This is a genomic window from Kocuria sp. LUK (assembly GCF_021012935.1).
In the GTDB taxonomy this organism is placed as follows: domain Bacteria; phylum Actinomycetota; class Actinomycetes; order Actinomycetales; family Micrococcaceae; genus Kocuria; species Kocuria flava.
Window position 1 is genome coordinate 580,427 of the sequence record NZ_JAJMZI010000001.1, and the last position, 23,100, is coordinate 603,526.

The following is a 23,100-nucleotide window of genomic DNA, read 5'->3' on the forward strand; positions in this document are numbered from 1 at the left end:
CGGGACGCGGTCCCGGGGTGCGTGCTCCGCGGCGCGCGGCTCAGAAGAGCCCCGGCACCACTTCCTCCTCGGTGTCGGAGAAGACGGCCTCCTTCTCGTTCAGGTAGTCGTTCCAGGCCGTGGCGTCCCAGATCTCGGCGCGGGTGCCGGCCCCGATGAAGGCCAGCTCCCGGCCGAGTCCCGCGTACTCCCGCAGCGGCGGCGGGATGGTCACTCGGCCCTGCTTGTCCGGGACCTCGTCCGAGGCACCGGAGAGGAAGACGCGGATGTAGTCCCGGGCTTGCTTCGAGGACAGCGGTGCCGCCCGGAGCTGCTCGTGGACCCGCTCGAACTCCCGGTGGCTGAAGACGTAGAGGCACCGCTCCTGACCGCGGGTCAGGACGAGCCCGTCGGCCAGCTCCTCGCGGAACTTGGCCGGCAGGATCACGCGGTTCTTCTCGTCGAGGCGGGGTGAGTACGTTCCGAGGAACATGCCCACCGCCTCTCCAGCCCGAGGGTTCTCCCGGTCCTCTTCTGGGCCCCACTTTACTCCACTTCACTCCCCGGTCAACGAACGCGCGGCCCGAGGAGGCGGTGCGGCGCGGCGGACCGGCCGTGGTCGCCCGGGCGTCGCGAAGGCCGCTCCCCCGGCGCCGCCGGGGCGTCGCCGCAGGTGGGAGCCGCCGCCGCGGATCGCACGGCCGCTCCCGCGGTGCTGCGGCGGCGGCCGGGCACCGGGCGGGGAGCGGTGTGGGGGGCACGGCGCGGCGGGCGGGGCGCGGTGCGGGCAGGGCCCGGCCGGAGCACGGCGGCACGCCCGTCCGGGGCCCGGTGGAGCACCGCGGGGAGGGAGGTGGGGTGGGAAGTGGAGGACCCCGGGACGGAACACGGGGTGGGAAGTGGAGGACCCCGGGACGGAACACGGGGTGGGAAGTGGAGGACCCCGGGGAAGAACGGTGGAGGGGGACGCGGAGGCGGGGCGGGAACCGGGGTCGGAGGGGCCCCGGCAGCACGGTGGCGGACGGGTGCCGGGCACACGGGGCCCGGATCGCGCAGGAGCACCCGGATCCCGGAGGGCCGACCGGCTCCGCACGAGGACCCTGTTCCGCACGGGCGGCGGAGCGGACGTCGCGTCCAACAGAAGAGCTCCCCGGCGCGGTGCCGGGGAGCTGCTCGTGCGGTCCCGTCCGCGGCGCCGCGGACGGGAGCGGGATCGGGGAGGTCTAGGGCTGGTCGCCGGAGTTGCGCTGGTCCCAGCGCTGCTCCAGGTTCTGCAGGAACGGCGAGCTGCGCCGCGGCTTGCGCTCCCCGCCGCCGGCGGCCTTGCCGGAGCGCAGGGTGGCGAAGTAGACGCCGGCGCCCATCACGACGAAGCCCAGGACGCCGACCAGCACGGACTTCAGGGCGACCCCGCCCAGCAGGACCAGCAGACCGACGACCGCGATCACGATGCCGAGGACGATGTTGCGGGTGGAGGCGCCCTTCAGGGCACGCGAGCCCATGCTCGTGGCGAACCGGGGGTCGTCCGCGTGGAGCTGCTTCTCCAGCTGGGCCAGGAGCTGTTGCTCGTGCTCGGACAGTGGCACGTCATGCCTCCTCATCCTTCGGTTGCGGGCTGCCCGGCTGATCCGGCACCGCAGTGCTACCAGGATAGACCGTCGGGTGGGGAATTGGCATCGCGGACGCGGCTGTCAACACCCTGCGAGTTCGGACCGGGGCGGCCGGGTGCCGCCCCCGGCGCGGGTGCCGCCGACCCGGCCCCGGGGGCACCGCGGGTCCCGGCGGGCCGCAGCAGGCGGGCCGGACCGAGCCGGCCCGGGCCGAAGCGCGCGTGCACCCGGTCCATGGCCTCCTCCGCCGCGCCCCACTCCTCCTCCCGCCCGTCGAGGCTCAGCTGCAGGGCGTCCCCTGCGGGCTCGAGGCGCTCGGCGCGGATGCCGATGAGCCGAACCGCCTGGGGGCGGCGGCCCAGCTCGGCGAGCAGCGCCGTGCCGTGCTCGTGCAGGTCGTGCGCGGAGGTGAAGGGCTGGGCGAGGGTGCGGGAGCGGGTGATGGTGCTGAAGTCGGCCCAGCGCAGCTTCAGGCCCACGCGCCGGGCCCGCAGCCCCTGCCGGCGCAGCCGAGAGGCGGTGCGGTGGCTCAGCCGCAGGAGCGTCTCGTGCAGGACCCGGGTGTCGGCGACGTCCTGGGCGAAGGTCTCCTCGGCGCCGAGGCTCTTCTCCTCCCGCACGGGGACGACCGGGCGGGGGTCGTGCCCGGAGGCGAGCTCGTGCAGGTGGTGCCCCGCGGCGGGACCCACGAGCCGGGCCAGGCGGGGCACGGGCACCGCGGCGAGGTCGCCCACCGTGCGCAGGCCCGCCCCGGTGAGCACCTCGGCGGTGCGGGCGCCGACGCCCCACAGCGCGGAGACGGGCAGCTCGGCGAGGAAGGCCACGGTGTCCTCGGGCTGCACGAGCAGCAGCCCGTCGGGCTTGGCCCGGGTCGAGGCGATCTTGGCGACGGTCTTGGTCGCGCCGATGCCGACCGAGGCGGTCAGGCCCAGCTCCGCCCGGATGCGGGCGCGCAGCCCGCGGGCGATGCCCACCGGGGGGCCGAGCCGGCGCACGGCCCCCGAGACGTCGAGGAAGGCCTCGTCCACGCTGATCTGCTCGACGAGGTCGGTCAGCTCGGCGAAGGTGGCCATGACCCGGCGGGAGACCTGCTCGTAGGCCTGCCGGTGCGGCTCGAGCAGGACGGCGGCGGGGCACAGCGCCCGCGCCCGGGCCAGGGGCATCCCGGAGCGCACCCCGTAGGCGCGGGCCTCGTACGAGGCCGAGAGGACGACCGAGCGGTGCCCGGCGGCGGCGACCACCACCGGCCGGCCCCGCAGGTGCGGGGCGGCGAGCAGCTCGACGCCCACGTAGAACATGTCCATGTCCACGTGCAGGACCGCGCACGAGCGCCAGCGGGCGAGGCGCTGCTCGCGCGCCCCGGCGTCCTGCTCGGTCATGGCTGCTCCGTCCTCCTCCGGGGCGCGGCCCGGCGGCCGGGTGCACCGGCCGGGTGCCGGCACGCCCCGGCCCGGGCCGGTCCCGGGGCGAGGACAGCATAGCCAGCGCCCCGGACATCCCCGGCGCGGGCTCCCAGGTCCTTGGTTAGGCTGGGGCGGATCCCCGGGGCCCGCCCCGCCGCCGCACCGAGATGAGGTCGACCCGCCCATGACGTCCCCCTCGCACCCCCGCGACACCGTCGGCCCGGAGGCCGCCGTCCCGCCCGCCCCCGCGGCGGAGCACCGGGAGGCCTTCCAGGCGGAGGACGCCGCGCACCGGGAGCTGCTGCACGCGGAGCTCGAGGCCTTCCTGGACCGCCAGCGCGGGGTCCTGGCCGGGATCTCCCCCGACGCGCTGCCGCTGCTGGAGTCGGTGGCGCAGCTGTCCTCCGGCGGCAAGCGGCTGCGGGCCCGGCTGTGCTACTGGGGGTGGCGGGCCGCCGGCGGCGCGGCCGGGGAGCCGGCGGTCGCCCGCGCGGGCGCCGCGCTCGAGCTCTTCCAGTCGGCAGCGCTGATCCACGACGACGTCATCGACCGCTCCGACACCCGGCGCGGGGCCCCCAGCGTCCACCGCCGCTTCGAGGCGCTGCACGCCGAGCAGGACTGGGCCCTCGACGGCGCGGCCTTCGGCACGGCCGCGGCGATCCTCGCGGGCGACCTGTGCCTGTCCTGGAGCGAGCAGCTGTTCACCGCGGCCGCGGGGGCGCTGCCCGGCGGGGGACGCGCGCGGCAGGTCTTCGACCTGATGCGCTCCGAGGTGATGGCCGGACAGTACCTGGACGTCCAGGGCGAGGTGGCCGGCGCGGCCCAGGACCGGGCGGGTGCGGTCGACCGGGCCCTGGACGTGGTGCGCTACAAGTCCGCCAAGTACTCCGTGGAGCACCCCGTGGCCCTGGGCGCGGCCCTCGCCGGGGCGGACGAGGAGCTGCTGGCCCGCTGCTCCGCCTTCGCCCTGCCGCTGGGCGAGGCCTTCCAGCTGCGCGACGACGTGCTGGGGGTGTTCGGCGACCCCGCCACGACCGGCAAGCCCGCCGGCGACGACCTGCGCGAGGGCAAGCGCACGGTGCTCGTGGGGTTCGTGCGCCGGCTCGGCGGCGAGGACCAGATCGCCCGCCTCGAGCAGGCGCTGGGCCGGCCCGACCTGGACGCGGAGGAGGTCGGGCGGCTGCGCGGGATCATCGAGGGCTGCGGGGCGCTGGGCGCCACGGAGGAGCTGATCGACGACCTCAGCCGCCGGGCCGCCGCCGGCCTCGACCGGCTGGGCGCCGACCCGGTGGCGGAGGCCGCCCTGCGGGCGCTGGCCGAGGCCGCGGTCCGCCGGGCGGCCTGAGGCACCCGGCGCGGGGCCCGCCCGGGGGCGCGGCACCCCACGGCGCCTAGGGCCGCCGTGCCCCCGGCGCCGGGTGCGCGCGGGCGGCGCTCACCAGGCGAGGGCCTGGGCGCGGCGGCGGACCTCGGTCTTGCGCCCGGCGCGCAGGGCGTCGACGGGTCGCCCGGGCAGGGAGTCGTCCTCCGCGAACAGCCAGCCGATCGCCTCGACATCGGTGTAGCCGGCGTCGCGCAGCACGGCGATCGTGCCCCGCAGCGGGTCCAGGACCCCGTCGTCGACGAGGAACGCCGCGGGCACGCGGCGGATCCCGTCGTGCGGGTTCCGCACGGCGAGCAGGGTCCCGTCGTCCACGAGGCCGTGGACGCGGGTGACGACGAGCCCGAGCCGCTCGGCGACGTCGGGCAGGGGCAACCACTCCTGGACGAGCCCGTCCAGTCGGTCGAACTCCTCGGTGCTGATTCCGGCTGTGCGCTTCACCCCCTCAGGGTGCCACGTCCGGCGCCGGGCGCGCACGCGCGTGCCGCCCCGGCCCCCGCGGCGTGCCACGCTATGCTCGTCGGGCGGAGATCGCCGAGCCTTCCGCGCCGTCCCCGATCAGCGTCAGAGAGCCCTCCATGCCGTTCCCCCCCGACAGCGACACGACCGCCCCCGACGACGCCCCGCAGCACCCCGCCCCCCGCGCCCCCGAGCCGGCCTGGGGCCGCCGCGCCCGCGCCGCCACCGCCGTCGCGGCCCTGGCCGCCCTCGGGGGCGGGACGGCCGCGCACGCCGCCCCGCCGGCACCCGTCGCCCACGTGGCCGCGGCGCCCGACCCGGCCGGTGCCGCCGACGAGGACGGGCCGGTCCACGTGGTCTCCCCCGGCGACTCGCTCTGGTCCGTCGCCCGGCGCCACGACGTCGAGGTGGCCGAGCTCATGCGCTGGAACGACCTGTCGGGGGCCGCGCTGCTGCACCCGGGCCAGCGCCTCCGGCTCGCCGCCGAGCCCGCCCCGGCCCCCGAGGACGCTCCCGCCCGCCCCGCGGAGCGAGCCGCGACCCCCGCGCCGGCCGAGGACTACACGGTCCGGGCCGGGGACTCCCTGTGGAGCATCTCCCAGGCCCACGGCGTGGCCGTGCAGCAGCTGCTGGAGGACAACGACCTCACCGTCGGCTCGCTGCTGCGGCCCGGCCAGCGCCTCGCCGTCGGCGGCGCCCTCACGCCCCAGCAGGCCCCGGAGCCGGCCGCGGCGCAGCCCCCCGCCGCCCAGCGCCCGGACCCCGAGCGGGCCGTGGGCAGGACCTTCCTGGGCCGGACCTACGACGACCCCGTCGTCGACTCGGCCAACCGCCACCACGCCGAGCTCGCCGCCCGTCCCGCGCCCTCGCGCGAGCAGGTGCGGGCGATGGTGCACGAGACCGCCGAGCGGATGGGCGTGGACCCCGCCCTGGCCCTCGCCCACGCCTACCAGGAGTCCGGCTTCGACCACCGGTCGGTCTCCCCCGCCGACGCGGTCGGGACCATGCAGGTCATCCCCTCCGCCGGCGAGTGGGCCTCCGGGATGGTGGGTCGGGAGCTGGACCTGCTGGACCCGCAGGACAACATCACCGCCGGGGTGGCGATCATCCGCCAGCTCGGGCGCAGCGCCCCCTCCCGCGACGTCGCGATCGCCGCGTACTACCAAGGTCTGCACGGGGTGCAGAAGTACGGGATGTACAAGGACACCAAGCAGTACGTGCGGGCGGTCAAGGACCACGCCCGGGACTTCGCCCGGTGAGCGGCCCGCCCGGGCCCCAGCGATCCTCCAGCGCCGCGGCCTAGGCTGGTCGCGTGCAGCATCCCGTTCCCGACCGCCTCAGCGGCACCGTCCTCGAGGGCCGCTACGAGCTCGGCCCGCGGCTGGCCCGCGGCGGCACGGCCACCGTCTACCGCGCCCGCGACCGCCGGCTGGACCGTCCCGTGGCGGTCAAGCTGCTGCACCCCCACCTCGCCGAGGACGCCGGAGCCGCCGAGCGCTTCGCCCGGGAGGCCCGCGCGGCCGCGCGGCTGTCCCACCCGCACGTCGTCTCCGTGCTCGACCAGGGCCGCTCCCCCGACGGCACGCCCTACCTGGTCATGGAGCTCGTGGAGGGCCCGACCCTGCGCCGGGTGCTGCGCGAGCGCGGCGCCCTGCCCGTGCCCGAGGCCCTGGACGTGCTCGAGGCGCTGCTGGACGGCCTCGCCGCCGCCCACCGCGCCGGGCTCGTGCACCGGGACGTGAAGCCCGAGAACGTGCTGCTCGACGCCGGGGGGCGGATCACGGTGGCCGACTTCGGCCTGACCCGGGCGGCCGACCAGCACACCGGCACCGGCACCGTGCTCGGGACGGTCGGCTACGCGGCCCCCGAGCTGGTCACGGGCCGGCGGGTCGACGCCCGCTCCGACGTCTACGCCGCGGGGGTGGTGCTGTTCGAGCTGCTCGCCGGGCGGCGCCCCTTCGACGGCCCGCCCCTGGTCGTGGCCCGCGCCCACGCCGACGGGCCCGTCCCCGACGTGCGCTCCGCGGCCCCCGGTGTCCCGGCTCCTGTCGCGCACCTCGTCGCCCGGGCCACGGCGCACGACCCGCAGGACCGCCCGGCCGACGCCGGCCGCATGCTCGAGCAGCTGCGCGCCGTGCGGGCCGCCCTCGGCCGCGAGCACCCCGCGCAGGCGCTCGGCGCCCGCCCGCCCGCCGGGGACGCCCCCACCGAGGTGCTCGGCGCCCGCCCGCCCGGCGACGGCGGGAGCACCCGCGTCCTCGGTGCCCGGCACGTCCCGGGCGGCAGCACCGCCACCGAGGTGCTGCGCCCCGGCGACCCCACCCGGGCGCTGGGCACCCGCCGCCCGGACCGGCAGGAGCGGGGCGCCTCCGGCTCCACGGACCCGTGGCGGCCGGCGGTCGAGCTGCGCCCGGCCCGGCCCCTGCGCACCGCCGGCGTGCTCGCGGTCGCGGCGCTCGCGGTGGCCGCGGCCGCCTTCCTGGGCTGGCTGCTCGGCTCCGGCCCCGGCGCCCCGGTGGCCGTCCCCGACGTGCGCGGCACGGGCACGGAGCTGGCCGAGCAGTACCTCGCCGGCGCGGGCCTGCGCAACGTCGTCGTCCGCGAGTCCCCCGACCCGACGGCCCCCGAGGGCACGGTCGTGGGCACGGACCCCGCGCAGGGCTCGGCGGCGCGTCCCCTCGAGCAGGTGGTGCTGATCGTCTCGACCGGGCCCGAGCAGGTGGTCGCCCCGGACGTCGTGGGGATGGGCGTGGAGGAGGCCGGGGACCGGCTGGCCGACGCCGGTCTGCAGCCGGGAGAGCGGACGGAGGTGCCCTCGGACGCGGCCGCCGGGACGGTCGTGGGCCAGGAGCCCGCGGCCGGCACCGCCGTGGCGCGCGGGGAGTCCGTGCTGCTCGCCGTCTCCGCCGGGCCCCGCGCGCAGGAGGCCCCCGGGGTGCTCGGCTCCCCGGTCGCCGACGCGGTGCGCGAGCTCGAGGCCGCCGGGTGGCCCGTGGTCGTGGAGGAGCCCCTGGGCGTGTCCCTGGGCGTGGTCGTGGCCCAGGAGACGACCGCGGACGGGGTCGTGCTCACCGTCCTGTGAGGGAGCGGCGGGCACGGCCCCGTCCGGGCGGCGCTCAGCGGCGGGAGAGGTAGCCCGCCACGAGGAACGCGATCTCCAGCGACTGCATGTGGTTCAGGCGCGGGTCGCACAGGGACTCGTAGCGGTCCCCGAAGGAGGACTCGTCCACGGGGTCGGCGCCGCCGAGGCACTCCGCGACGTCGTCGCCGGTCATCTCGACGTGGATGCCGCCCGGGAACGAGCCGATCGCCTCGTGCACCTCGAAGAAGCCGCGCACCTCGTCGACGACGTCGTCGAAGTTGCGGGTCTTGTAGCCCGAGGGCAGGGAGACCGTGTTGCCGTGCATCGGGTCGGTGACCCACACGACCTTCGCCCCGGAGCGCTCGACGGCCTCGACCAGCGGGGGCAGCTTCTCCCGGATGTTCTTCGCGCCCATGCGGGTGATGAACGTCAGCCGGCCCGGCTCGCGCTCGGGGTCCAGCTTGTCGATCAGTGCCAGTGCGTCCTCGCCCGTGGTCTTCGGGCCGAGCTTCACGCCGATGGGGTTGCGCAGCCGGGAGAGCAGGTCGACGTGGGCGCCGTCGAGCTCGCGGGTGCGCTCGCCGATCCACAGGAAGTGCCCGGAGGTGCCGTAGGGCAGGTGCGTGCGGGAGTCGATGCGGGCCAGGGCGCGCTCGTAGTCCAGCAGCAGCGCCTCGTGCCCGGCGTAGAACTCCGTGGTCCGCAGCGCGTCGAAGTCGGCCCCGCAGGCGTCCATGAACTTCACGGCACGGTCGATCTCGCGGGCCAGCGACTCGTAGCGGGCGTGGGCCGGGTTGGTGGTGAAGCCCATGTTCCAGGCGTGCACCCGGCGCAGGTCGGCGAAGCCGCCGGTGGTGAACGCCCGGATCAGGTTCAGGGTGGAGGCGGAGGTGTGGTAGCCGCGCACCATGCGGCGGGGGTCGTGGGCGCGCGACTCCGGGGTGAAGTCGAAGCCGTTGACCATCTCCCCGCGGAAGGAGGGCAGGGTGGTCCCGTCGCGGGTCTCCTCGCCGGAGGAGCGGGGCTTGGAGAACTGCCCGGCCATGCGCCCCATCTTCACGACGGGCATGGACGCGCCGTAGGTGAGGACGACGGCCATCTGCAGCAGCGTCTTCACGCGGGCGCTGATCCGGTCGGCGGTGGCGCCCTCGAAGGTCTCGGCGCAGTCGCCGCCCTGGAGGAAGAAGGCCCGGCCGTGGGCGACCTCCGCGAGCCGGGCGCGCAGCTGGTCCACCTCGCCGGCGAACACGAGCGGCGGCACGGAGCTGAGCTCCTCGATCGCGGCGGGGAACTCCGGGTGGTCGTGCCAGGTCGGCTGCTGGTCGGCGGCCAGGTCCCGCCACGCGTCGAGCCCGGGGTAGTCGGCCGCGGAGGGCACGGGGGCGGCGGACCGGCTGAGGGCGTCGGGAACGGTGAAGTCGAGCATCGTGTCTTCCTATGTCTCGTCCGGCGGGGCCGGACGGGGGATCAGGGTTCGGTGGTCCGGGCCGCGTCCTCGCCCGGCACGGCCGGGGAGTCGCGGTGGGTGAGGGAGTCCGCCGCGTGCCGGGCGGACTGGGCGGCGGTGTGCGCCGCGCTGCGGGCCTTGTCCTTGGCGGTGCCGAGCATCTCGGCGGCGGCCTGCTTGGCCTCCTGGCGCTTCTGCTCCGCGAGCCGGCGCTTGTGCTCGGCCGCGTAGACGTCGACGTAGACCTGGCCGGAGAGCGCCTGGATGGCCCGCATGATCTCGTCGGTGACCTCGCGCAGGACCGCGTGCTCGCCCTGGCGCCCGCGATATCGGGAGAAGTCGAGGGGCTCGCCGAAGATCGTGGTCACGCGGGTGCCGCGCCGGGGCAGCGGCAGCCGGGACCCGATGGGCTGGACCTTGTCGGTGCCGACCATCGCGATCGGCACCACGGGCGCCCCGCTCTCGAGGGCCAGGCGGGCCACGCCGATCTTGCCCTTGTACAGCCGCCCGTCCGGGGAGCGCGTGCCCTCGGGGTAGATCCCGAGCAGCTGGCCCTCCTGCAGCTTGCGCCCGCCCGCGCTCAGCGAGCGCGCCGAGGCCCGCCCGCCGGAGCGGTCCATCGGGATCTGGTTGATGGCGCGCATGAACGCCGCCACGACCCGGCCCTTGGCCCCGGGGCCGTTGAAGTAGTCCGCCTTGGCCAGGAAGAACACCTGTCGCGGCACCGCCACGGGCATGAACACCGAGTCGGAGACGGACAGGTGGTTGCTCGCCAGGATCGCCGGCCCCTCGGTGGGGACGTGCTCCAGCCCCCGGACCTCGGGCCGGAAGGCGAGGGCCACCAGGGGGCGGACGACGTAGCTCCTGAGGAACATGTAGACCATGGGCAGAGGGCTCCTTCGTGCGGGGCGGCCGGCCGCGGGGGCTCCTGCCGCGCGGACGGTCTCCGGGCTGGGCACATTCTCTCACGTCCGCGCGGGGCCCGTGCGACGCCGGCCGCCGGGCCCGGTCCGGGCACGGCCGGACCGGCGGGCGCCGGGCCCTCTCGCGTGCGCACGGGCCACCGCGGAGACGCCGCCCCGCGCGCCGTCCGGGCGGTCCCCCGCCCGGACGGCGCGGGAGCCGGGCGGGGCGCCCCCACCGGACCCGGCGGCCTGTCATCATGGAGCCATGACGCCTCCCGTCGCGGACCACCTCCTCCCCCCGGACCCCGCCGGGGAGCCCGGGGCGCTCTCCCCCGCCGAGCCCTTCGAGCTGCCGGCCGCGGGGCCGGCGGCCGCGCTCGTGCTGCACGGCTTCACGGGGGTGCCCCACAGCGTCCGCCCGTGGGGGCGGGCCCTGCACGGTGCGGGGGTGCACGTGAGCGGGCCCCTGCTGCCGGGGCACGGCACCCGCTGGGAGGACCTGGCCGGGACCCGCTGGGAGCAGTGGCGCGACCACGCGGCGGCGCACGTGCGCCGGCTGCGCGCCGAGCACGACGTCGTCGTGGTGTGCGGGCTGTCCATGGGCGGGGCCCTGGCCCTGCACCTGGCGGCGCTGCTGCCGGTGGACGGCGTGGTGGCGCTCAACCCGGCCCTGTCGGTGGTCAGCCGCACGGCCCGCCTCGCCCCCGCCCTGCACCGGCTGGTGCCCTCGGTCCCCGCCGTGGGCGACGACATCTCCCTGCCCGGGGTCACCGAGCACGCCTATCCGCGCACCCCGGTGGCCGGCGTGGCCCAGCTGGGGCGGTTCATGGTCCGCACCCGGCGCCTGCTGCCGTCCGTGACGGTGCCCGTGCTGGTGCTGCGCTCCCGCGCCGACGGCGTGGTCTCCGACCGCTCGCACGAGCACGTGCTCCGGTCGGTGGGCGGCAGCGTGGAGCTGGTCCGGCTGGACGGCAGCCGTCACGTGGCCACCCTGGACCGGGACGCGGACGTGGTCCACGCCCGGTCGGAGCGGTTCGTGGCGGACCTCGTGGCGGGGACCGACCCGGTGACGGGGCGCCCGCTGTCCGGGGCCGGCCCGGTGGACCGGGCCGGCCCCGTCGCCGGGGGCGCCCGGTGAGCGGGACGACGGGCCGCGGGCCCGACCCCGACGACGAGTGGGCCCGGATCGTGGCGGAGCTCCAGGACGTGCGCCGGGCCGGGGACCGGCACCTGGACGGGGCCCGGGACCGCTCCCCGGAGCAGGCCGTCTTCGGGGACGCCCCCGGGGACCCGGTCCCGGAGCGGCCGGTCCGGGACGGCCGCGGCCCCGAGGCCGTCCCGGGCGCGCCCGCGGCGGACGAGGAGGACGCCCCCTACTCCCCCGACCCGGGCCCGGTGGTGCGGGGCATGCGCCGCGGGGCGCTGCTGGCGTGGACGGTGCTCGTGGGCGTGCCGGTGCTGCTGGTGGTCCTGGCCCTGCTCCCCGGACCCCTGCCCGGGTGGGTCACGGGGGCCGGGCTGACGGCCGTGCTGGTCGCGATCGGGCACCTGCTGCGGTCCCTGCCCGAGGACCGCGACGACCTCGACGACGGCGCCCGGGTCTGAGCCGGCCGCCGCGGGCACGCTCACTAGACTGGCGGCAGCACCGCCCCGTCCCAGTGCCCGCAGCCGAGGAGAGCCCCCCATGCACCACGTCGTCACGGACGCGTTCGTGGACCCGCCCGTGCACCGCTCCGTCACGGACTTCCTGCTCGCGCAGGCCGCCCGCCCGGAGAACCCGCAGCTCTACGCGGTCCTCGCCCCGGACGGCACCTCTCGGCCCGTGCACGCGCAGGAGGTCCACGCCGCGGTGCGGGGCCTGGCCCGGGGGCTCGTCGCCGCCGGCATCGAGCCCGGCGACCGCGTGGCGATCCTCGGGCGCACCTGCTACGAGTGGACGCTCGCGGACCTGGCGATCTGGTACGCCGGGGCGGTCCCGGTGCCCGTCTACGACTCCTCCTCCCTCGAGCAGATCGCCTGGATCCTCGCCGACTCCGGGGCCCGGGCCGTGTTCGCCGGGACGGAGGAGCTCGCCCGCCGCGTGCACGCCGCCGGGGAGGACACCGGGGCGGCCCGGCGGGTCTGGCGCCTGGACGGCGCCGACCTCGACGAGCTGACGCGCACCGGCGCCGCGGTCGACGACGACGAGCTGGAGGCGCGGCGGGCCTCCCGCGGTCTCGACGACGTCGCGACCCTCATCTACACCTCCGGGACCACCGGCCCCCCGAAGGGCTGCGAGCTCACGCACGGCAACTTCGTGCGGCTGTGCGAGAACACCGCCCTGCTGGTGCCCGGGATCGTCCACCCGGGAGCGCGCACGCTGCTGTTCCTGCCCCTGGCCCACGTCTTCGCCCGGTTCGTGGAGGTCATCGCGCTGCACACCGGCACGGTGCTGGCCCACACCCCGGACGTGAAGCACCTCATGGCGGACCTCGATGCCTTCCGGCCGACCTTCGTGCTCGCCGTCCCGCGGGTGTTCGAGAAGATCTACCAGGGGGCGCGGCTGCGCGCCGAGCAGGGCGGACCGCTGCGGCGGCTGGTCTTCGCGCGGGCCGCCGCGACCGCCGTCGCCTTCTCCCGGGCCCGGCAGGCCGGGCGCCCCGGTCCCCTCCTGCGCGCCCGGCACCGGCTCTACGACCGGCTGGTCTACGCCCGGCTGCGCGCGGCGATGGGCGGGGAGGTCACCCACGCCGTCTCCGGCGGAGCGGCCCTCGGGTCCCGGCTGGGGCACTTCTTCGACGGCATCGGGATCTACGTCGTCGAGGGCTACGGGCTGACCGAGACCACGGCCCCGATCACGGCCAACACCCCGGAGGTCGGCCGGATCGGGACCGTGGGCCTGCCCCTGCCGGGCAACGAGGTCCGGCTCGCCGAGGACGGCGAGATCCTCGTGCGCGGGGCGCACGTGATGCGCGGCTACCACGGGCGCCCGGACCTCACCGCCGCGGCCTTCGAGGACGGGTGGTTCCGCACCGGCGACCTCGGCTCCCTCGACGACGACGGGGTGCTGGCGATCACCGGGCGCAAGAAGGAGATCATCGTCACCGCGGGCGGCAAGAACGTGGTGCCCAACGTGCTCGAGGACCCCGTCCGCGCCTCCGCCCTGGTCTCCCAGGTGATGGTGGTGGGCGACGACCGGCCGTTCGTGGCGGCGCTGATCACCCTCGACCGGGAGGTGCTGCCGGCCCGGCTCGAGCTGATGGGCCTGGACCCGGCCATGCCGGCGGCCGAGGCGGCCCGGCACCCGGAGGTGCTGGCGCACGTCCAGGAGATCGTCGACCACGCCAACCGGGCGGTCTCCCGGGCCGAGGGGATCCGCGCCTTCGAGGTCCTCGGCACCGACTGGACCGAGGCCTCCGGGCACCTGACCCCCTCGCTGAAGATCCGGCGGGCGGAGATCGCGCGGGACTTCGCCGCCGAGATCGAGGAGATCTACTCCCGGCCCGCCCCGGTCCCCGGCACCGGGGAGCGGCTGCGGGAGCGGCTCTCGGGCGTCCACCTGCCGGGCCGGGCCTGACCCGCCCGCCCGGGGCCGATCCGGGCGGGTCGGCCCCGGGCGGTCAGCGGCGGCCGGCGAGTGCCGCGGCGTCGAGGGGGCTGTGCTCCGGGACCTCGAGACCGAGCAGGGCGTTCTCCACGACCTCGCTCAGCGCCGGGTGGATCCAGTACTGCCCGCGGGCCATGCTCCCGGCGTCGAGGCCGAAGGACATCGCCTGCACGAGCGGCTGGATGAGCACGGAGGCCTCCTCCCCGATCAGGTGCGCGCCGAGCAGCCGGCCGGTGCCCTTCTCCGCGATGATCTTGCACAGCCCCGTCCGGTCCTCCATGGCCCACCCGTAGGCGGTGGCCCCGTACTCCTGGACCTTCACGGTGACCTCGGTGCCGTGCTCGAGCGCCCAGTCCTCGGCCTCCTCCTGGGTCATCCCGACGGAGGCGATCTGCGGGCTGGTGAACACGGCCGAGGGCACGAACCGGTGGTCGGTGGCCCGCAGGTCCTCGGGGTGCAGGAGGTTGTGCTGGACGGTGCGCGCCTCGGCGTTGGCCACGTGCTTGAGCTGGTACGGGGAGCTGATGTCCCCCAGCGCCCACACGCCCTCGGCGGGACGGCCGCCGGAGAGCGCCCGCTGCTGCTCGTCGACCGCCAGCAGCCCGTCCTCGCGCACGTCCAGACCGCCCGCGGCGGCGTCGAGCACGTCCGTGTTGGGGCGCCGCCCCGTGGCCACGAGCACGACGTCGGCGGGCAGGCGCATCGTCTGCTCCGGGTCCTCCGGGTCGCAGAACGTGGCCGAGACGGCGGCCTCGCCGTCCGCGGCCGGCTCGACGCCGGTGAGCGTCCAGCCCATCTCGAGCTTCCACTGCCGGGAGGCCTCCCGGGCGAAGCGCTCGGCGATCTCGGGGTCGTGGTAGCGCAGGATGCGGTGCGAGCGGTTGACCTGGGTGACCTTCGCGCCGAGGCTCGAGAACACGTGGGCGAACTCCGCGCCGATGTACCCGCCGCCGACGACGACGACCCGCCGCGGCAGCTCCTCCAGGCGCATGACCGTGTCCGAGGTGTGGACCTGCGGCAGGTCGATGCCGGGCACCTCCGGCAGGACGGGGCGGGAGCCGGCGGCGACCACGACCTGCCGGGCCGTGAGCTCGTCCCCCGAGGCCGTGCGCAGCGTCCGCGGACCGGTGAAGCGCACCCGCTCCTCGACGACGGTGACGTTCGGCAGCGACTTCCGGTACTCGAGACCGCCGTGGGAGATGGCGTCGATCCGCCCGAAGATGCGGTCGCGCATCCCCCGCCAGTCGACCCCCGCCAGCTGCGCGTCGACCCCGAGGCGGCCGGCCTCCACCGCGTGGCGGGCCAGCGTGGCCGGATAGGCGTACATCTTGGTGGGGATGCAGCCGACGTTCAGGCACGTGCCGCCGAAGGTCCCGCCGTCCACGACCGCCACGTCCAGGCCCTCGTAGTCCTCGGTGAGGATGGAGTTCCCGGAGCCGGAGCCGATGATGATGAGGTCGAATGTCCGCATGCGGCCCATCCTATGTGCGCGGCCCCGCCCGGCCCCGCCCGGGACGGGGCGGGCCGGGCGGGGCCGCGCGGGGCGGGGCTCAGCCGTCGGTGCGCAGCACCAGCAGCAGGTCGCCGCCGGCGACCTGGGTGACACCCTGGAGGGCCACCCGCTCGACCGTCCCGCCCGTGGGGGCGGTGATGGAGGCCTCCATCTTCATGGCCTCGATGGTGGCCACCTGGGCGCCGGCCTCGACGGTCTCGCCCTCGGCCACGGTCACGGTCACGGCCCCGGCGAAGGGGGCGGCCACGTGCCCGGGGTTCGAGGCGTCGGCCTTCTCCGTCTCCGGCACGGCCGAGGCCACGGAGGCGTCACGGACCTCGACCATGCGCGGCTGGCCGTTGAGGGTGACCATCACGGTGCGCATGCCCTTCTCGTCGGGCTCCGAGATGGCCTGCAGGGTCACGAGCAGGCGCACCCCCTTGCCCAGCGAGATGATGTGCTCGTGGTCGGTGGTCAGCCCGTAGAGGAAGTCGCGGGTGTGCAGCACGGAGACGTCCCCGTACTTCTCGCGGCCGGCCTCGTACTCGCGGGTCGGACCGGGGAACAGCAGCCGGTTGAGCGTGGCCCGCCGGGTCGCGGAGTCCCCGGCCAGACCCTGCTGCTCCTCCTCGCTCAGCTCGGTCACCCCGACCTTCACGGTGCGTCCCTCGAGCGCCTTGGCGCGGAACGGCTCGGGCCAGCCCCCGGGAGGGGTCCCCAGCTCGCCGGCGAGGAAGCCGATCACGGAGTCCGGCAGGTCGAAGCGCTGCGGGTCGGCCTCGAACTCGGCCGGGTCCACGCCCATCCCCACGAGCTGCAGGGCGAGGTCGCCCACGACCTTGGACGACGGGGTGACCTTCACCAGCCGGCCGAGGATCGCGTTGGCGGCGGTGTACATGTCCTCGATCGCCTCGAAGCGCTCCCCCAGGCCCAGCGCGATGGCCTGCTGGCGCAGGTTGGACAGCTGCCCGCCGGGGATCTCGTGCCGGTAGACGCGCCCGGTCGGGGCGGTGAGCCCGGACTCGAACGGGGCGTACATCCGGCGGATGACCTCCCAGTAGGGCTCCATCGCGGAGATCGCCTCCAGCGGGATGCCGGTGTCCCGCTCGGTGTGCTCGAGCGCCGCGACCAGGGCGGAGGCCGGGACCTGCGAGGTGGTGCCGGCCATCGAGGCGTCGGCGACGTCCACGGCGTCGACCCCGGCGTCGATCGCGGCCATGAGGGTGGCCAGCTGCCCGCCGGCGGTGTCGTGGGTGTGCAGGTGCACGGGCAGGTCGAAGCGCTCCCGCAGCGCGCTCACGAGCTTCGCGGCCGCGGCCGGGCGCAGCAGCCCGGCCATGTCCTTGATCGCCAGCACGTGCGCCCCGGCCTCGACGCACCGGTCGGCGAGGTCGAGGTAGTAGTCCAGGGTGTAGAGCTGCTCGTCGGGGTCGTTGAGGTCCCCGGTGTAGCACAGGGCGACCTCGGCGACCGCGGTCCCGGTCCGGCGCACCGCCTCGATCGCCGGGGCCATCTGGGAGACGTCGTTGAGCGCGTCGAAGATCCGGAAGATGTCCACGCCGGTGGCCGCGGCCTCGGCCACGAACGCGTCGGTGACCTCGGTGGGGTACGGGGTGTAGCCGACCGTGTTGCGCCCGCGCAGCAGCATCTGGATCGGGATGTTCGGCATCGCCTCGCGCAGCAGCCGCAGCCGCTCCCACGGGTCCTCGCCCAGGAAGCGCAGGGCGACGTCGTAGGTCGCCCCGCCCCAGGCCTCCACCGAGAGCAGCTGCGGGAGGGTGTGGGCGTAGGCGGGGGCGGCGGCGAGCAGGTCGCGGGTGCGCACCCGGGTGGCCAGCAGCGACTGGTGGGCGTCGCGGAAGGTCGTGGAGGTCACGGCCACGGCCTGCTGCTCGCGCAGGGCCTTCGCGAAGCCCTCCGGGCCGAGCTCCTGGAGCCGCTGCCGCCAGCCCGGCGGCGGGGTGTGCGCCGAGGGCCCGTCGAAGGGCGAGCGGTCCGGCTCCTCGCTCTTGTCCCCCGGGTGGGCGGGCAGCTTGGTGCGCGGGTCGATGCCCTCCACGCGCTCGCCGTTGGGCTTGTTGACCGTCACCTCCGCGAGCCAGGTCAGCGCCTTGGTGGCCCGGTCCGCGGAAACCCGCGCCCGCAGCAGCTCGGGGCGCTTCTCGATGAAGTCGGTGGCGACGTCCCCGGCGAGGAACTCGGGGTCCCCGAGCACCGCCTGGAGGAACTGGATGTTGGTGGCGACCCCGCGGATGCGGAACTCCGCGAGGGCCCGCTGGGCGCGGTGCACGGCCGTGGCGTAGTCGCGCCCGCGGCAGGTGAGCTTCACGAGCATCGAGTCGAAGTGCGGGGAGATCTCGGCGCCCGCGTAGATCGTCCCGCCGTCCAGGCGCACCCCGGCGCCGCCGGCGGAGCGGTAGGCGGAGATCTTCCCGACGTCGGGGCGGAACCCGTTGGCCGGGTCCTCCGTGGTGATCCGGCACTGCACGGCCGTGCCGCGCACCGCGAGCCGGTCCTGGGCGATCCCGAGGTCGGCCAGGGTCTCCCCCGCGGCGATGCGCAGCTGGGACTGGACGAGGTCGACGTCGGTGACCTCCTCCGTGACCGTGTGCTCGACCTGGATGCGGGGGTTCATCTCGATGAACACGTGCTGGCCGGCGCGCTCGCCGGCGGTGTCCACGAGGAACTCCACGGTCCCGGCGTTGACGTAGCCCAGCTCCTTCGCGAACCGCACGGCGTCGGCGTGGAGGGCCTGCCGGATGCCCTCGTCGAGGTTCGGGGCCGGGGCGATCTCCACGACCTTCTGGTGGCGGCGCTGCAGGGAGCAGTCGCGCTCGAAGAGGTGGACGATCCCGCCCTCGTCGTCGGCGAGGACCTGGACCTCGATGTGGCGCGGGCGCAGCACGGCCTGCTCGAGGAAGACCGTGGGGTCGCCGAAGGCGGTGTCGGCCTCGCGCATCGCGGCGGCCAGCGCCTCGGGCAGCTCCTGCGGGGTCTCGACGCGGCGCATCCCGCGCCCGCCGCCGCCGGCGACCGCCTTGACGAAGATCGGGAAGCCGATGCGCTCGGCCTCGGCCAGCAGCGCGTCGGGGTCGGCGGACGGGTCCGAGGACTCCAGGGTGGGGATCCCGGCGCGCTTCGCCGCGCGCAGGGCCTCGACCTTGTTCCCGGCCAGCTCCAGGATCTCGGCGCGCGGGCCGACGAAGGTGATCCCGGCGGCCTCGGCCGCCCGGGCCAGGTCCGGGTTCTCGGAGAGGAACCCGTAGCCCGGGTAGATCGCGTCGGCCCCCGACTCCTTCGCCACGCGCACGATCTCGTCCACGTCGAGGTAGGCCCGGACGGGGTGGCCCTCCTCGCCGATGCGGTAGGCCTCGTCGGCCTTCTGCCGGTGGATCGAGTTGCGGTCCTCGTAGGCGTAGACGGCCACGGTCTTGGCACCGAGCTCGTAGGCGGCCCGGAAGGCCCGGATGGCGATCTCGCCGCGGTTGGCGACCAGGATCTTGGAGAACATTGACACCCGTCCCGCGCCCGCCGCGTCGCAGGCGCTTGTTCGCTGGATTTCGTGCAGAGCGAGGACCGCGGCCGGGGTGGCCGGCCGTGGTCCGTGGCACACAGTCAACCACGCCGGGGACGGGACGGCGTGTGTCCGCCGTCACACGCGCCGGACGGGCCCGGGCGCAGGCCGTGCCGGTCGTGCCGCGCCGCGGGTCCGGGGAGGACCCCCGGCTAGGATGGTCCGGGACCGCCGCGGGCGACCGGGCGGTCCCCGCCGCCCCGTCCGATCCCCCCGACCGAAGGATGTCCCCCGGTGCAGATCGTCAGCGTCAGCAGCCTCAAGGGCGGGGTCGGCAAGTCCTCGGTGACCCTGGGCCTCGCCTCGGCGGCGCTGCAGGAGGGCGTGCCGACCCTCGTGGTCGACCTGGACCCGCACGCCGACGCGACCACGGGGCTGGGCGTGCGCGCCCGGCACGGGCACGACGTCGGCGAGGTCCTCGCGCGCCCGCGCCGCGGCGCCCTCGACAAGGTGCTCATGGCCTCGTCGTGGGCCGTCCAGGAGGGCCGCGACAGCAAGGCCCTCGACGTCGCCCCCGGCTCGGCCCGCTCCTCGCGCTTCGACCGCTCCGACTACCGGGACAAGGACCTCGGCCGGCTCGAGCGGGCCCTCGCGGGCACGACCGGCTACGAGCTCGTGCTCGTCGACTGCCCGCCCACGCTCAGCGCCCTCACGCGCACGGCCTGGGCGGCCAGCGACAAGGTGCTCTCGGTCGCCGAGCCGTCCCTGTTCTCCGTGGCGGGCACCAAGCGCACGATGACGGCGATCGCCCAGTTCGAGCAGAGCCGCACGTGGGCGGTGCCGGCGGCGGGGGTGGTCGTCAACAAGGTGCGCCACTCCTCCGCGGAGCACCGGCACCGCCTCGACGAGCTGGCGGAGCTGTTCGGCCCGCTGCTGGTGGACCCGGTGCTCCCCGACCTGCCGGTGTGGCAGCAGGCGCAGGGCGCCGCCTGGCCGATCCACCGCTGGCCGGGCGGGGAGGCCCGCGACCTGGCGGGCCGCTACACGGCGCTGCTGCGGGGGCTGCTGGGGCGCTCCGCCTGAACCGGGACCGCGGGGCTCAGCCCGCGCCCTGCCGGCGGGCCCGCCGCGCGGAGAGCTCGTCCGGCGGGGCGGTCGGCTGCCCCGCCGCACGGTCGGCGTGCTCGCCGGGCAGGGAGGCCAGGGTGCCCTCGACCTCCCGCCACACGCGCCCGACGGCGATGCCGAACACGCCCTGGCCGCCCTGGACGAGGTCGATCACCTCGTGGGGCGACGTGCACGCGTAGACGCTGGCGCCGTCGCTCATCATGGTCAGCTGCGCGAGGTCCTCGATCCCGCGGGCCCGCAGGGCGCCGACGGCGGTGCGGATCTGCTGCAGGGACACCCCGGTGTCCAGCAGGCGCTTGACGATCTTGAGCACGAGGATGTCGCGGAAGCTGTAGAGCCGGTGCGTGCCCGACCCCGACGCCCCGCGCACGGTGGGCTCGACCAGGCCGGTGCGGGCCCAGTAGTCGAGCTGGCGGTAGGAGATCCCCGCGGCCTTGCACGCGGTGGGGCCGCGGTAGCCGATGGACTCGTCGCGGACGGCGGCGTCGTCGAAGAGCACGCCCTGGGTGCCCTGCGCGAGCGGGGCACCCGGAGCGGGCGTGCCGCCGGGGTTCTCGCCGTTGCTCACGCGGCCTCCTCGGTCGTGGGGCCGGCCCCGGCGGCGCCGGTCCGGTGTCCGCGCGCGGTCCCCGGATCCCGGCGGGGTGCGCGCACTACGGTCGACGTTAGACCTCCCCCGCGGCCGGGTCAAAGACGGCGGGACCGGCCGGCGGCCGTGTCGGCGCCGCCGCCCGGCCGGGCTCAGAAGTCCTCGGGGTCGACGTTGTCCAGGAAGTCGCGGAACTGCTGGACCTGGGTCTCCGGGGGGACCTGCTCCCCGCCCGCGCCCTCGCGGTGCTCGGGCTCGCGCAGCTCGCCGTCGGCGCTCATCACGAGCCCCGCCTCGTCCAGGACGGTCTCGGTGCACAGGATCGGGCAGTCGGTGCGGGCGGCCAGCGCGATGGCGTCCGAGGCCCGGGAGTCCACGACCGTGCCGTCGGAGAACTCCAGGGCCGCGTGGAAGACGCCCTCGTCGACCGTGTGGATGCGCACCCGGGTCAGCGTGCGCCCGAACGCGGTGGCCACCGACAGCACGAGGTCGTGGGTGAGCGGGCGGGGCGGGTCGATGCCCTGGACGGCGAAGACGATCGACGTCGCCTCGTTGGTGCCGATCCAGATCGGCAGGTGGCGCCCGCCCTCGACCTCGCGCAGCACGACCACCGGCTGCGCCGAGGGGACGTCCATGCGCACGCCGGCGATCTCCATGAGGACCTGGTGCACGGCCATCTCAGCCCTCCAGTCCTGCGCGCTCCTGCAGCGCCGCGATCTCGGAGCGGACCAGCGAGGTGTGGATCGTCAGGCACAGCCCGGAGATCTCCTGGGCCCGCTCCGCGGCCCGGGCCCGGGAGGCAGGGTCGCGCCGGGAGGCCAGCGGGGCCACGGCCTGCTCGACGAGGCCGAGCTCGCGGTCCGCGGCGGCCTTGAAGGGGCGCAGGTGGCGCGGCTCGAGCCCGTGGGCGGTCAGGGCCAGCGCCGCGCGGGTGATCTCGAGGGCGTGGTCGTCGAAGGCCCCGCCCTGCTCCCGGATCAGGCCGTAGCTCACGAGCTCGCGCACGAGCGGGACGCCGGCCCCCGTCCGGGCGGCCAGTTCCCGCAGCGAGTAGGCGCGCGCCGGGGGCACGACCGGCAGCGGTGCCGTGACGGGCGCGGCGGCCTCCTCCGGGGCGGGGCGGCGCTCGTCGTCGTGGTCCACGGCCCCGGGGACGGGTTCGCGCTCCTCGGCGTCGAGGCGGTCGCGGATGACCCTCAGCGGCAGGTAGCGGTCGCGCTGGAGCTCCAGGACCCGCCGGATCCGGGCGATGTCCGCGCGGGAGAACTTGCGGTAGCCCGAGGCGGTGCGGGCGGGGTGCACGAGGCCCTGGTCCTCGAGGAAGCGCAGCTTCGAGGCCGTGATCCCGGGGTGGTCCTCCCCGAGCTCCTTGAGCACGGCGCTGATGCCCACCCGGGGAACCGGCGCCGGTTCGTCCCGGGCGGAGGCGGCGTGCGCGTGGTCGGTCATGACTCCCTTCTACTGCTCCGGCTGCTGGCGCAGGGAGCGGTAGAACGTGAACCGGAACTTCCCGATCTGCACCTCGTCGCCGTTGTCGAGCACGACGTGGTCGACGCGGTCGCCGTTGACGTAGGTGCCGTTGAGGGAGCCGGCGTCGAAGAGCTCGAAGGTCTCACCGCGGCGCACGAAGCGGGCGTGGCGGCGAGAGACGGTGACGTCGTCGAGGAAGATCTCCGAGGACGGGTGCCTCCCGGCGGGGACCTCGTCCCGGTCCAGCAGGAAGCGCGAGCCGGCGCCGGCGCCGTCGTGGGCCACGAGCAGCGCGGAGCGCGGAGGCAGCGCCGCGACGGCGGCGTTCTCCTCGGGGGAGAGCTTGTGCGAGGCCGCGCGGGAGAGGACCTCGCCCACGATCTGGATCGACGTGGTGTCCGGCTCCCCCTGGGGGACCTTCGGGCCGTGGCGCTGTGTGGACATCTGTTCCCTCGACTCGTGGTGGTGGACGACTGGTCCGTGCCGGACCCCGGCCGCACGACCGCCTTCCCGGCGGTGTCCCGGGCGGCGGCCGGAGCCGCCCGGATGGTGCTCAGTGTACCGGGTGGGTGCGACGGGGCGCGGCGCGGCGGCCGCTGCCGGGGAGGGCCGGGTCAGCCGATCTGGGCGGTGTAGCCCTCGGCGTCCAGCAGCCCGGCCCGGTGGTCCTCGGCGGAGGGGCGGACCGCGAAGAGCCAGCCGTCCCCGTAGGGCGAGGAGTTGACGACGCCGGGCTCGTCCTGCAGCCGCTCGTTGACGGCCACGACCTCGCCGGCGACGGGGGCGAAGATGTCGCTGACCGACTTCGTGGACTCGATCTCCCCGACGGCCGCACCCGCCTCGACGATCTCGCCGACCTCGGGCAGCTGGACGAAGACGACGTCGCCCAGCTCGCTCTGCGCGTGGTCGGTGATGCCGATCCGCACCGCGCCCTCGGCGTCGGGCGCGGCGATCCACTCGTGCTCGGCCGTGTAGGACAGGTCGGCGGGAACGGTGCTCATGGGTCACTCCTGGTCCGTCGGGTGCGGTCGGCTCGATTATGGCACACGGCGCCC

Annotated in this window: 20 protein-coding genes; 7 read left to right on the forward strand and 13 right to left on the reverse strand. The window is 76.0% G+C overall.

Annotated elements, in window-relative coordinates:
- Nucleotides 1–40: 40 nt before the first annotated feature.
- The 3 genes from mraZ to dinB form a co-directional block, all read right to left on the reverse strand.
- Entirely contained in the window at nucleotides 41–472 is a 432-nt protein-coding gene (gene mraZ / locus LQU92_RS02635) for a division/cell wall cluster transcriptional repressor MraZ (RefSeq protein ID WP_058859840.1), read from the reverse strand.
- Nucleotides 473–1,202: 730 nt separating this feature from the next.
- Nucleotides 1,203–1,565: a DUF3040 domain-containing protein gene (locus tag LQU92_RS02640; RefSeq protein ID WP_230660522.1), complete on the reverse strand. Its 363-nt coding sequence runs from the start codon at nucleotides 1,563–1,565 to the stop codon at nucleotides 1,203–1,205.
- A 56-nt stretch (nucleotides 1,566–1,621) separates the two neighbouring features.
- Nucleotides 1,622–2,968: a DNA polymerase IV gene (gene dinB, locus LQU92_RS02645; protein WP_230660526.1), complete on the reverse strand. Its 1,347-nt coding sequence runs from the start codon at nucleotides 2,966–2,968 to the stop codon at nucleotides 1,622–1,624.
- Nucleotides 2,969–3,176: 208 nt separating this feature from the next.
- Between dinB and LQU92_RS02650 the strand changes: the two genes are divergently transcribed.
- Nucleotides 3,177–4,337 (forward strand): polyprenyl synthetase family protein, encoded by a 1,161-nt coding sequence (locus tag LQU92_RS02650; RefSeq protein ID WP_230660529.1) that lies wholly within the window; start codon nucleotides 3,177–3,179, stop codon nucleotides 4,335–4,337.
- Nucleotides 4,338–4,427: 90 nt separating this feature from the next.
- Here LQU92_RS02650 and LQU92_RS02655 read toward each other — a convergent pair whose 3' ends face one another.
- On the reverse strand, nucleotides 4,428–4,814 hold the full coding sequence (locus tag LQU92_RS02655; RefSeq protein ID WP_058859838.1) for an Rv2175c family DNA-binding protein: 387 nt from the start codon (nucleotides 4,812–4,814) through the stop codon (nucleotides 4,428–4,430).
- Nucleotides 4,815–4,951: 137 nt separating this feature from the next.
- Here LQU92_RS02655 and LQU92_RS02660 point away from each other — a divergent pair, with 137 nt between their 5' ends.
- A complete protein-coding gene (locus LQU92_RS02660; protein WP_230660532.1) occupies nucleotides 4,952–6,091 on the forward strand; it encodes a LysM peptidoglycan-binding domain-containing protein in 1,140 nt (379 codons plus the stop codon).
- A 53-nt stretch (nucleotides 6,092–6,144) separates the two neighbouring features.
- Nucleotides 6,145–7,914 carry a Stk1 family PASTA domain-containing Ser/Thr kinase gene (gene pknB, locus LQU92_RS02665; protein WP_230660535.1) on the forward strand — a complete coding sequence of 590 codons (1,770 nt, stop codon included), beginning with the start codon at nucleotides 6,145–6,147 and terminating at the stop codon, nucleotides 7,912–7,914.
- A 34-nt stretch (nucleotides 7,915–7,948) separates the two neighbouring features.
- On the opposite strand, the gene LQU92_RS02670 is transcribed toward pknB, so the two are convergent.
- Together LQU92_RS02670 and LQU92_RS02675 are read right to left on the reverse strand one after the other, a co-directional pair.
- Nucleotides 7,949–9,340, reverse strand: coding sequence for a class II 3-deoxy-7-phosphoheptulonate synthase (locus tag LQU92_RS02670; RefSeq protein WP_058858556.1), 1,392 nt, complete (start codon nucleotides 9,338–9,340; stop codon nucleotides 7,949–7,951).
- A gap of 41 nt (nucleotides 9,341–9,381) precedes the next feature.
- Complete coding sequence (locus tag LQU92_RS02675) at nucleotides 9,382–10,245, reverse strand: 1-acyl-sn-glycerol-3-phosphate acyltransferase (protein WP_101852546.1); 864 nt, start codon at nucleotides 10,243–10,245, stop codon at nucleotides 9,382–9,384.
- A gap of 286 nt (nucleotides 10,246–10,531) precedes the next feature.
- Between LQU92_RS02675 and LQU92_RS02680 the strand changes: the two genes are divergently transcribed.
- The 3 genes from LQU92_RS02680 (at nucleotide 10,532) to LQU92_RS02690 (ending at nucleotide 13,822) form a co-directional block, all read left to right on the forward strand.
- The gene (locus LQU92_RS02680; protein ID WP_058858554.1) at nucleotides 10,532–11,404 is read left to right on the forward strand and encodes a carboxylesterase; all 873 of its coding nucleotides are present in this window, start codon (nucleotides 10,532–10,534) and stop codon (nucleotides 11,402–11,404) included.
- Nucleotides 11,401–11,871 carry a hypothetical protein gene (locus LQU92_RS02685; protein ID WP_230660538.1) on the forward strand — a complete coding sequence of 157 codons (471 nt, stop codon included), beginning with the start codon at nucleotides 11,401–11,403 and terminating at the stop codon, nucleotides 11,869–11,871. Before LQU92_RS02680 ends, LQU92_RS02685 begins: the two co-directional genes overlap by 4 nt.
- 79 nt (nucleotides 11,872–11,950) lie before the next feature.
- A complete protein-coding gene (locus LQU92_RS02690; protein ID WP_230660541.1) occupies nucleotides 11,951–13,822 on the forward strand; it encodes a long-chain fatty acid--CoA ligase in 1,872 nt (623 codons plus the stop codon).
- Between the two features lie 43 nt (nucleotides 13,823–13,865).
- On the opposite strand, the gene LQU92_RS02695 is transcribed toward LQU92_RS02690, so the two are convergent.
- Both LQU92_RS02695 and LQU92_RS02700 read right to left on the reverse strand, forming a co-directional pair.
- A complete protein-coding gene (locus LQU92_RS02695; protein WP_230660544.1) occupies nucleotides 13,866–15,323 on the reverse strand; it encodes a mycothione reductase in 1,458 nt (485 codons plus the stop codon).
- A 79-nt stretch (nucleotides 15,324–15,402) separates the two neighbouring features.
- Nucleotides 15,403–18,855: a pyruvate carboxylase gene (locus LQU92_RS02700; RefSeq protein WP_230660547.1), complete on the reverse strand. Its 3,453-nt coding sequence runs from the start codon at nucleotides 18,853–18,855 to the stop codon at nucleotides 15,403–15,405.
- A gap of 297 nt (nucleotides 18,856–19,152) precedes the next feature.
- On the opposite strand from LQU92_RS02700, the gene LQU92_RS02705 reads away from it, so the two are divergent.
- Entirely contained in the window at nucleotides 19,153–19,941 is a 789-nt protein-coding gene (locus LQU92_RS02705; RefSeq protein WP_101852551.1) for a ParA family protein, read from the forward strand.
- 16 nt (nucleotides 19,942–19,957) lie between these two features.
- Here LQU92_RS02705 and LQU92_RS02710 read toward each other — a convergent pair whose 3' ends face one another.
- The 5 genes from LQU92_RS02710 to gcvH all read right to left on the reverse strand — a co-directional run bounded on the left by LQU92_RS02710 (nucleotide 19,958) and on the right by gcvH (nucleotide 23,046).
- A complete protein-coding gene (locus tag LQU92_RS02710; RefSeq protein ID WP_372490437.1) occupies nucleotides 19,958–20,554 on the reverse strand; it encodes a MerR family transcriptional regulator in 597 nt (198 codons plus the stop codon).
- A gap of 173 nt (nucleotides 20,555–20,727) precedes the next feature.
- Entirely contained in the window at nucleotides 20,728–21,252 is a 525-nt protein-coding gene (locus tag LQU92_RS02715) for a bifunctional nuclease family protein (RefSeq protein WP_101852553.1), read from the reverse strand.
- 1 nt (nucleotide 21,253) lies between these two features.
- Nucleotides 21,254–22,024: a MerR family transcriptional regulator gene (locus tag LQU92_RS02720; RefSeq protein WP_230660553.1), complete on the reverse strand. Its 771-nt coding sequence runs from the start codon at nucleotides 22,022–22,024 to the stop codon at nucleotides 21,254–21,256.
- 9 nt (nucleotides 22,025–22,033) lie between these two features.
- A complete protein-coding gene (locus LQU92_RS02725) occupies nucleotides 22,034–22,489 on the reverse strand; it encodes an FHA domain-containing protein (RefSeq protein ID WP_058858545.1) in 456 nt (151 codons plus the stop codon).
- Between the two features lie 170 nt (nucleotides 22,490–22,659).
- Nucleotides 22,660–23,046 (reverse strand): glycine cleavage system protein GcvH, encoded by a 387-nt coding sequence (gcvH, locus tag LQU92_RS02730; RefSeq protein WP_230660556.1) that lies wholly within the window; start codon nucleotides 23,044–23,046, stop codon nucleotides 22,660–22,662.
- Nucleotides 23,047–23,100: the final 54 nt, after the last annotated feature.

Bases quoted from the DNA above. Each gene is read 5' to 3' on its own strand.
- LQU92_RS02715 (WP_101852553.1), bottom strand. From the start codon at position 21,252: ATGGCCGTGCACCAGGTCCTCATGGAGATCGCCGGCGTGCGCATGGAC.
- LQU92_RS02680 (WP_058858554.1), top strand. From the start codon at position 10,532: ATGACGCCTCCCGTCGCGGACCACCTCCTCCCCCCGGACCCCGCCGGG.
- LQU92_RS02675 (WP_101852546.1), bottom strand. From the start codon at position 10,245: ATGGTCTACATGTTCCTCAGGAGCTACGTCGTCCGCCCCCTGGTGGCC.
- gcvH (WP_230660556.1), bottom strand. From the start codon at position 23,046: ATGAGCACCGTTCCCGCCGACCTGTCCTACACGGCCGAGCACGAGTGG.
- dinB (WP_230660526.1), bottom strand. From the start codon at position 2,968: ATGACCGAGCAGGACGCCGGGGCGCGCGAGCAGCGCCTCGCCCGCTGG.
- LQU92_RS02690 (WP_230660541.1), top strand. From the start codon at position 11,951: ATGCACCACGTCGTCACGGACGCGTTCGTGGACCCGCCCGTGCACCGC.
- LQU92_RS02650 (WP_230660529.1), top strand. From the start codon at position 3,177: ATGACGTCCCCCTCGCACCCCCGCGACACCGTCGGCCCGGAGGCCGCC.
- LQU92_RS02660 (WP_230660532.1), top strand. From the start codon at position 4,952: ATGCCGTTCCCCCCCGACAGCGACACGACCGCCCCCGACGACGCCCCG.
- LQU92_RS02700 (WP_230660547.1), bottom strand. From the start codon at position 18,855: ATGTTCTCCAAGATCCTGGTCGCCAACCGCGGCGAGATCGCCATCCGG.
- mraZ (WP_058859840.1), bottom strand. From the start codon at position 472: ATGTTCCTCGGAACGTACTCACCCCGCCTCGACGAGAAGAACCGCGTG.
- LQU92_RS02720 (WP_230660553.1), bottom strand. From the start codon at position 22,024: ATGACCGACCACGCGCACGCCGCCTCCGCCCGGGACGAACCGGCGCCG.
- LQU92_RS02725 (WP_058858545.1), bottom strand. From the start codon at position 22,489: ATGTCCACACAGCGCCACGGCCCGAAGGTCCCCCAGGGGGAGCCGGAC.
- LQU92_RS02670 (WP_058858556.1), bottom strand. From the start codon at position 9,340: ATGCTCGACTTCACCGTTCCCGACGCCCTCAGCCGGTCCGCCGCCCCC.
- LQU92_RS02695 (WP_230660544.1), bottom strand. From the start codon at position 15,323: ATGCGGACATTCGACCTCATCATCATCGGCTCCGGCTCCGGGAACTCC.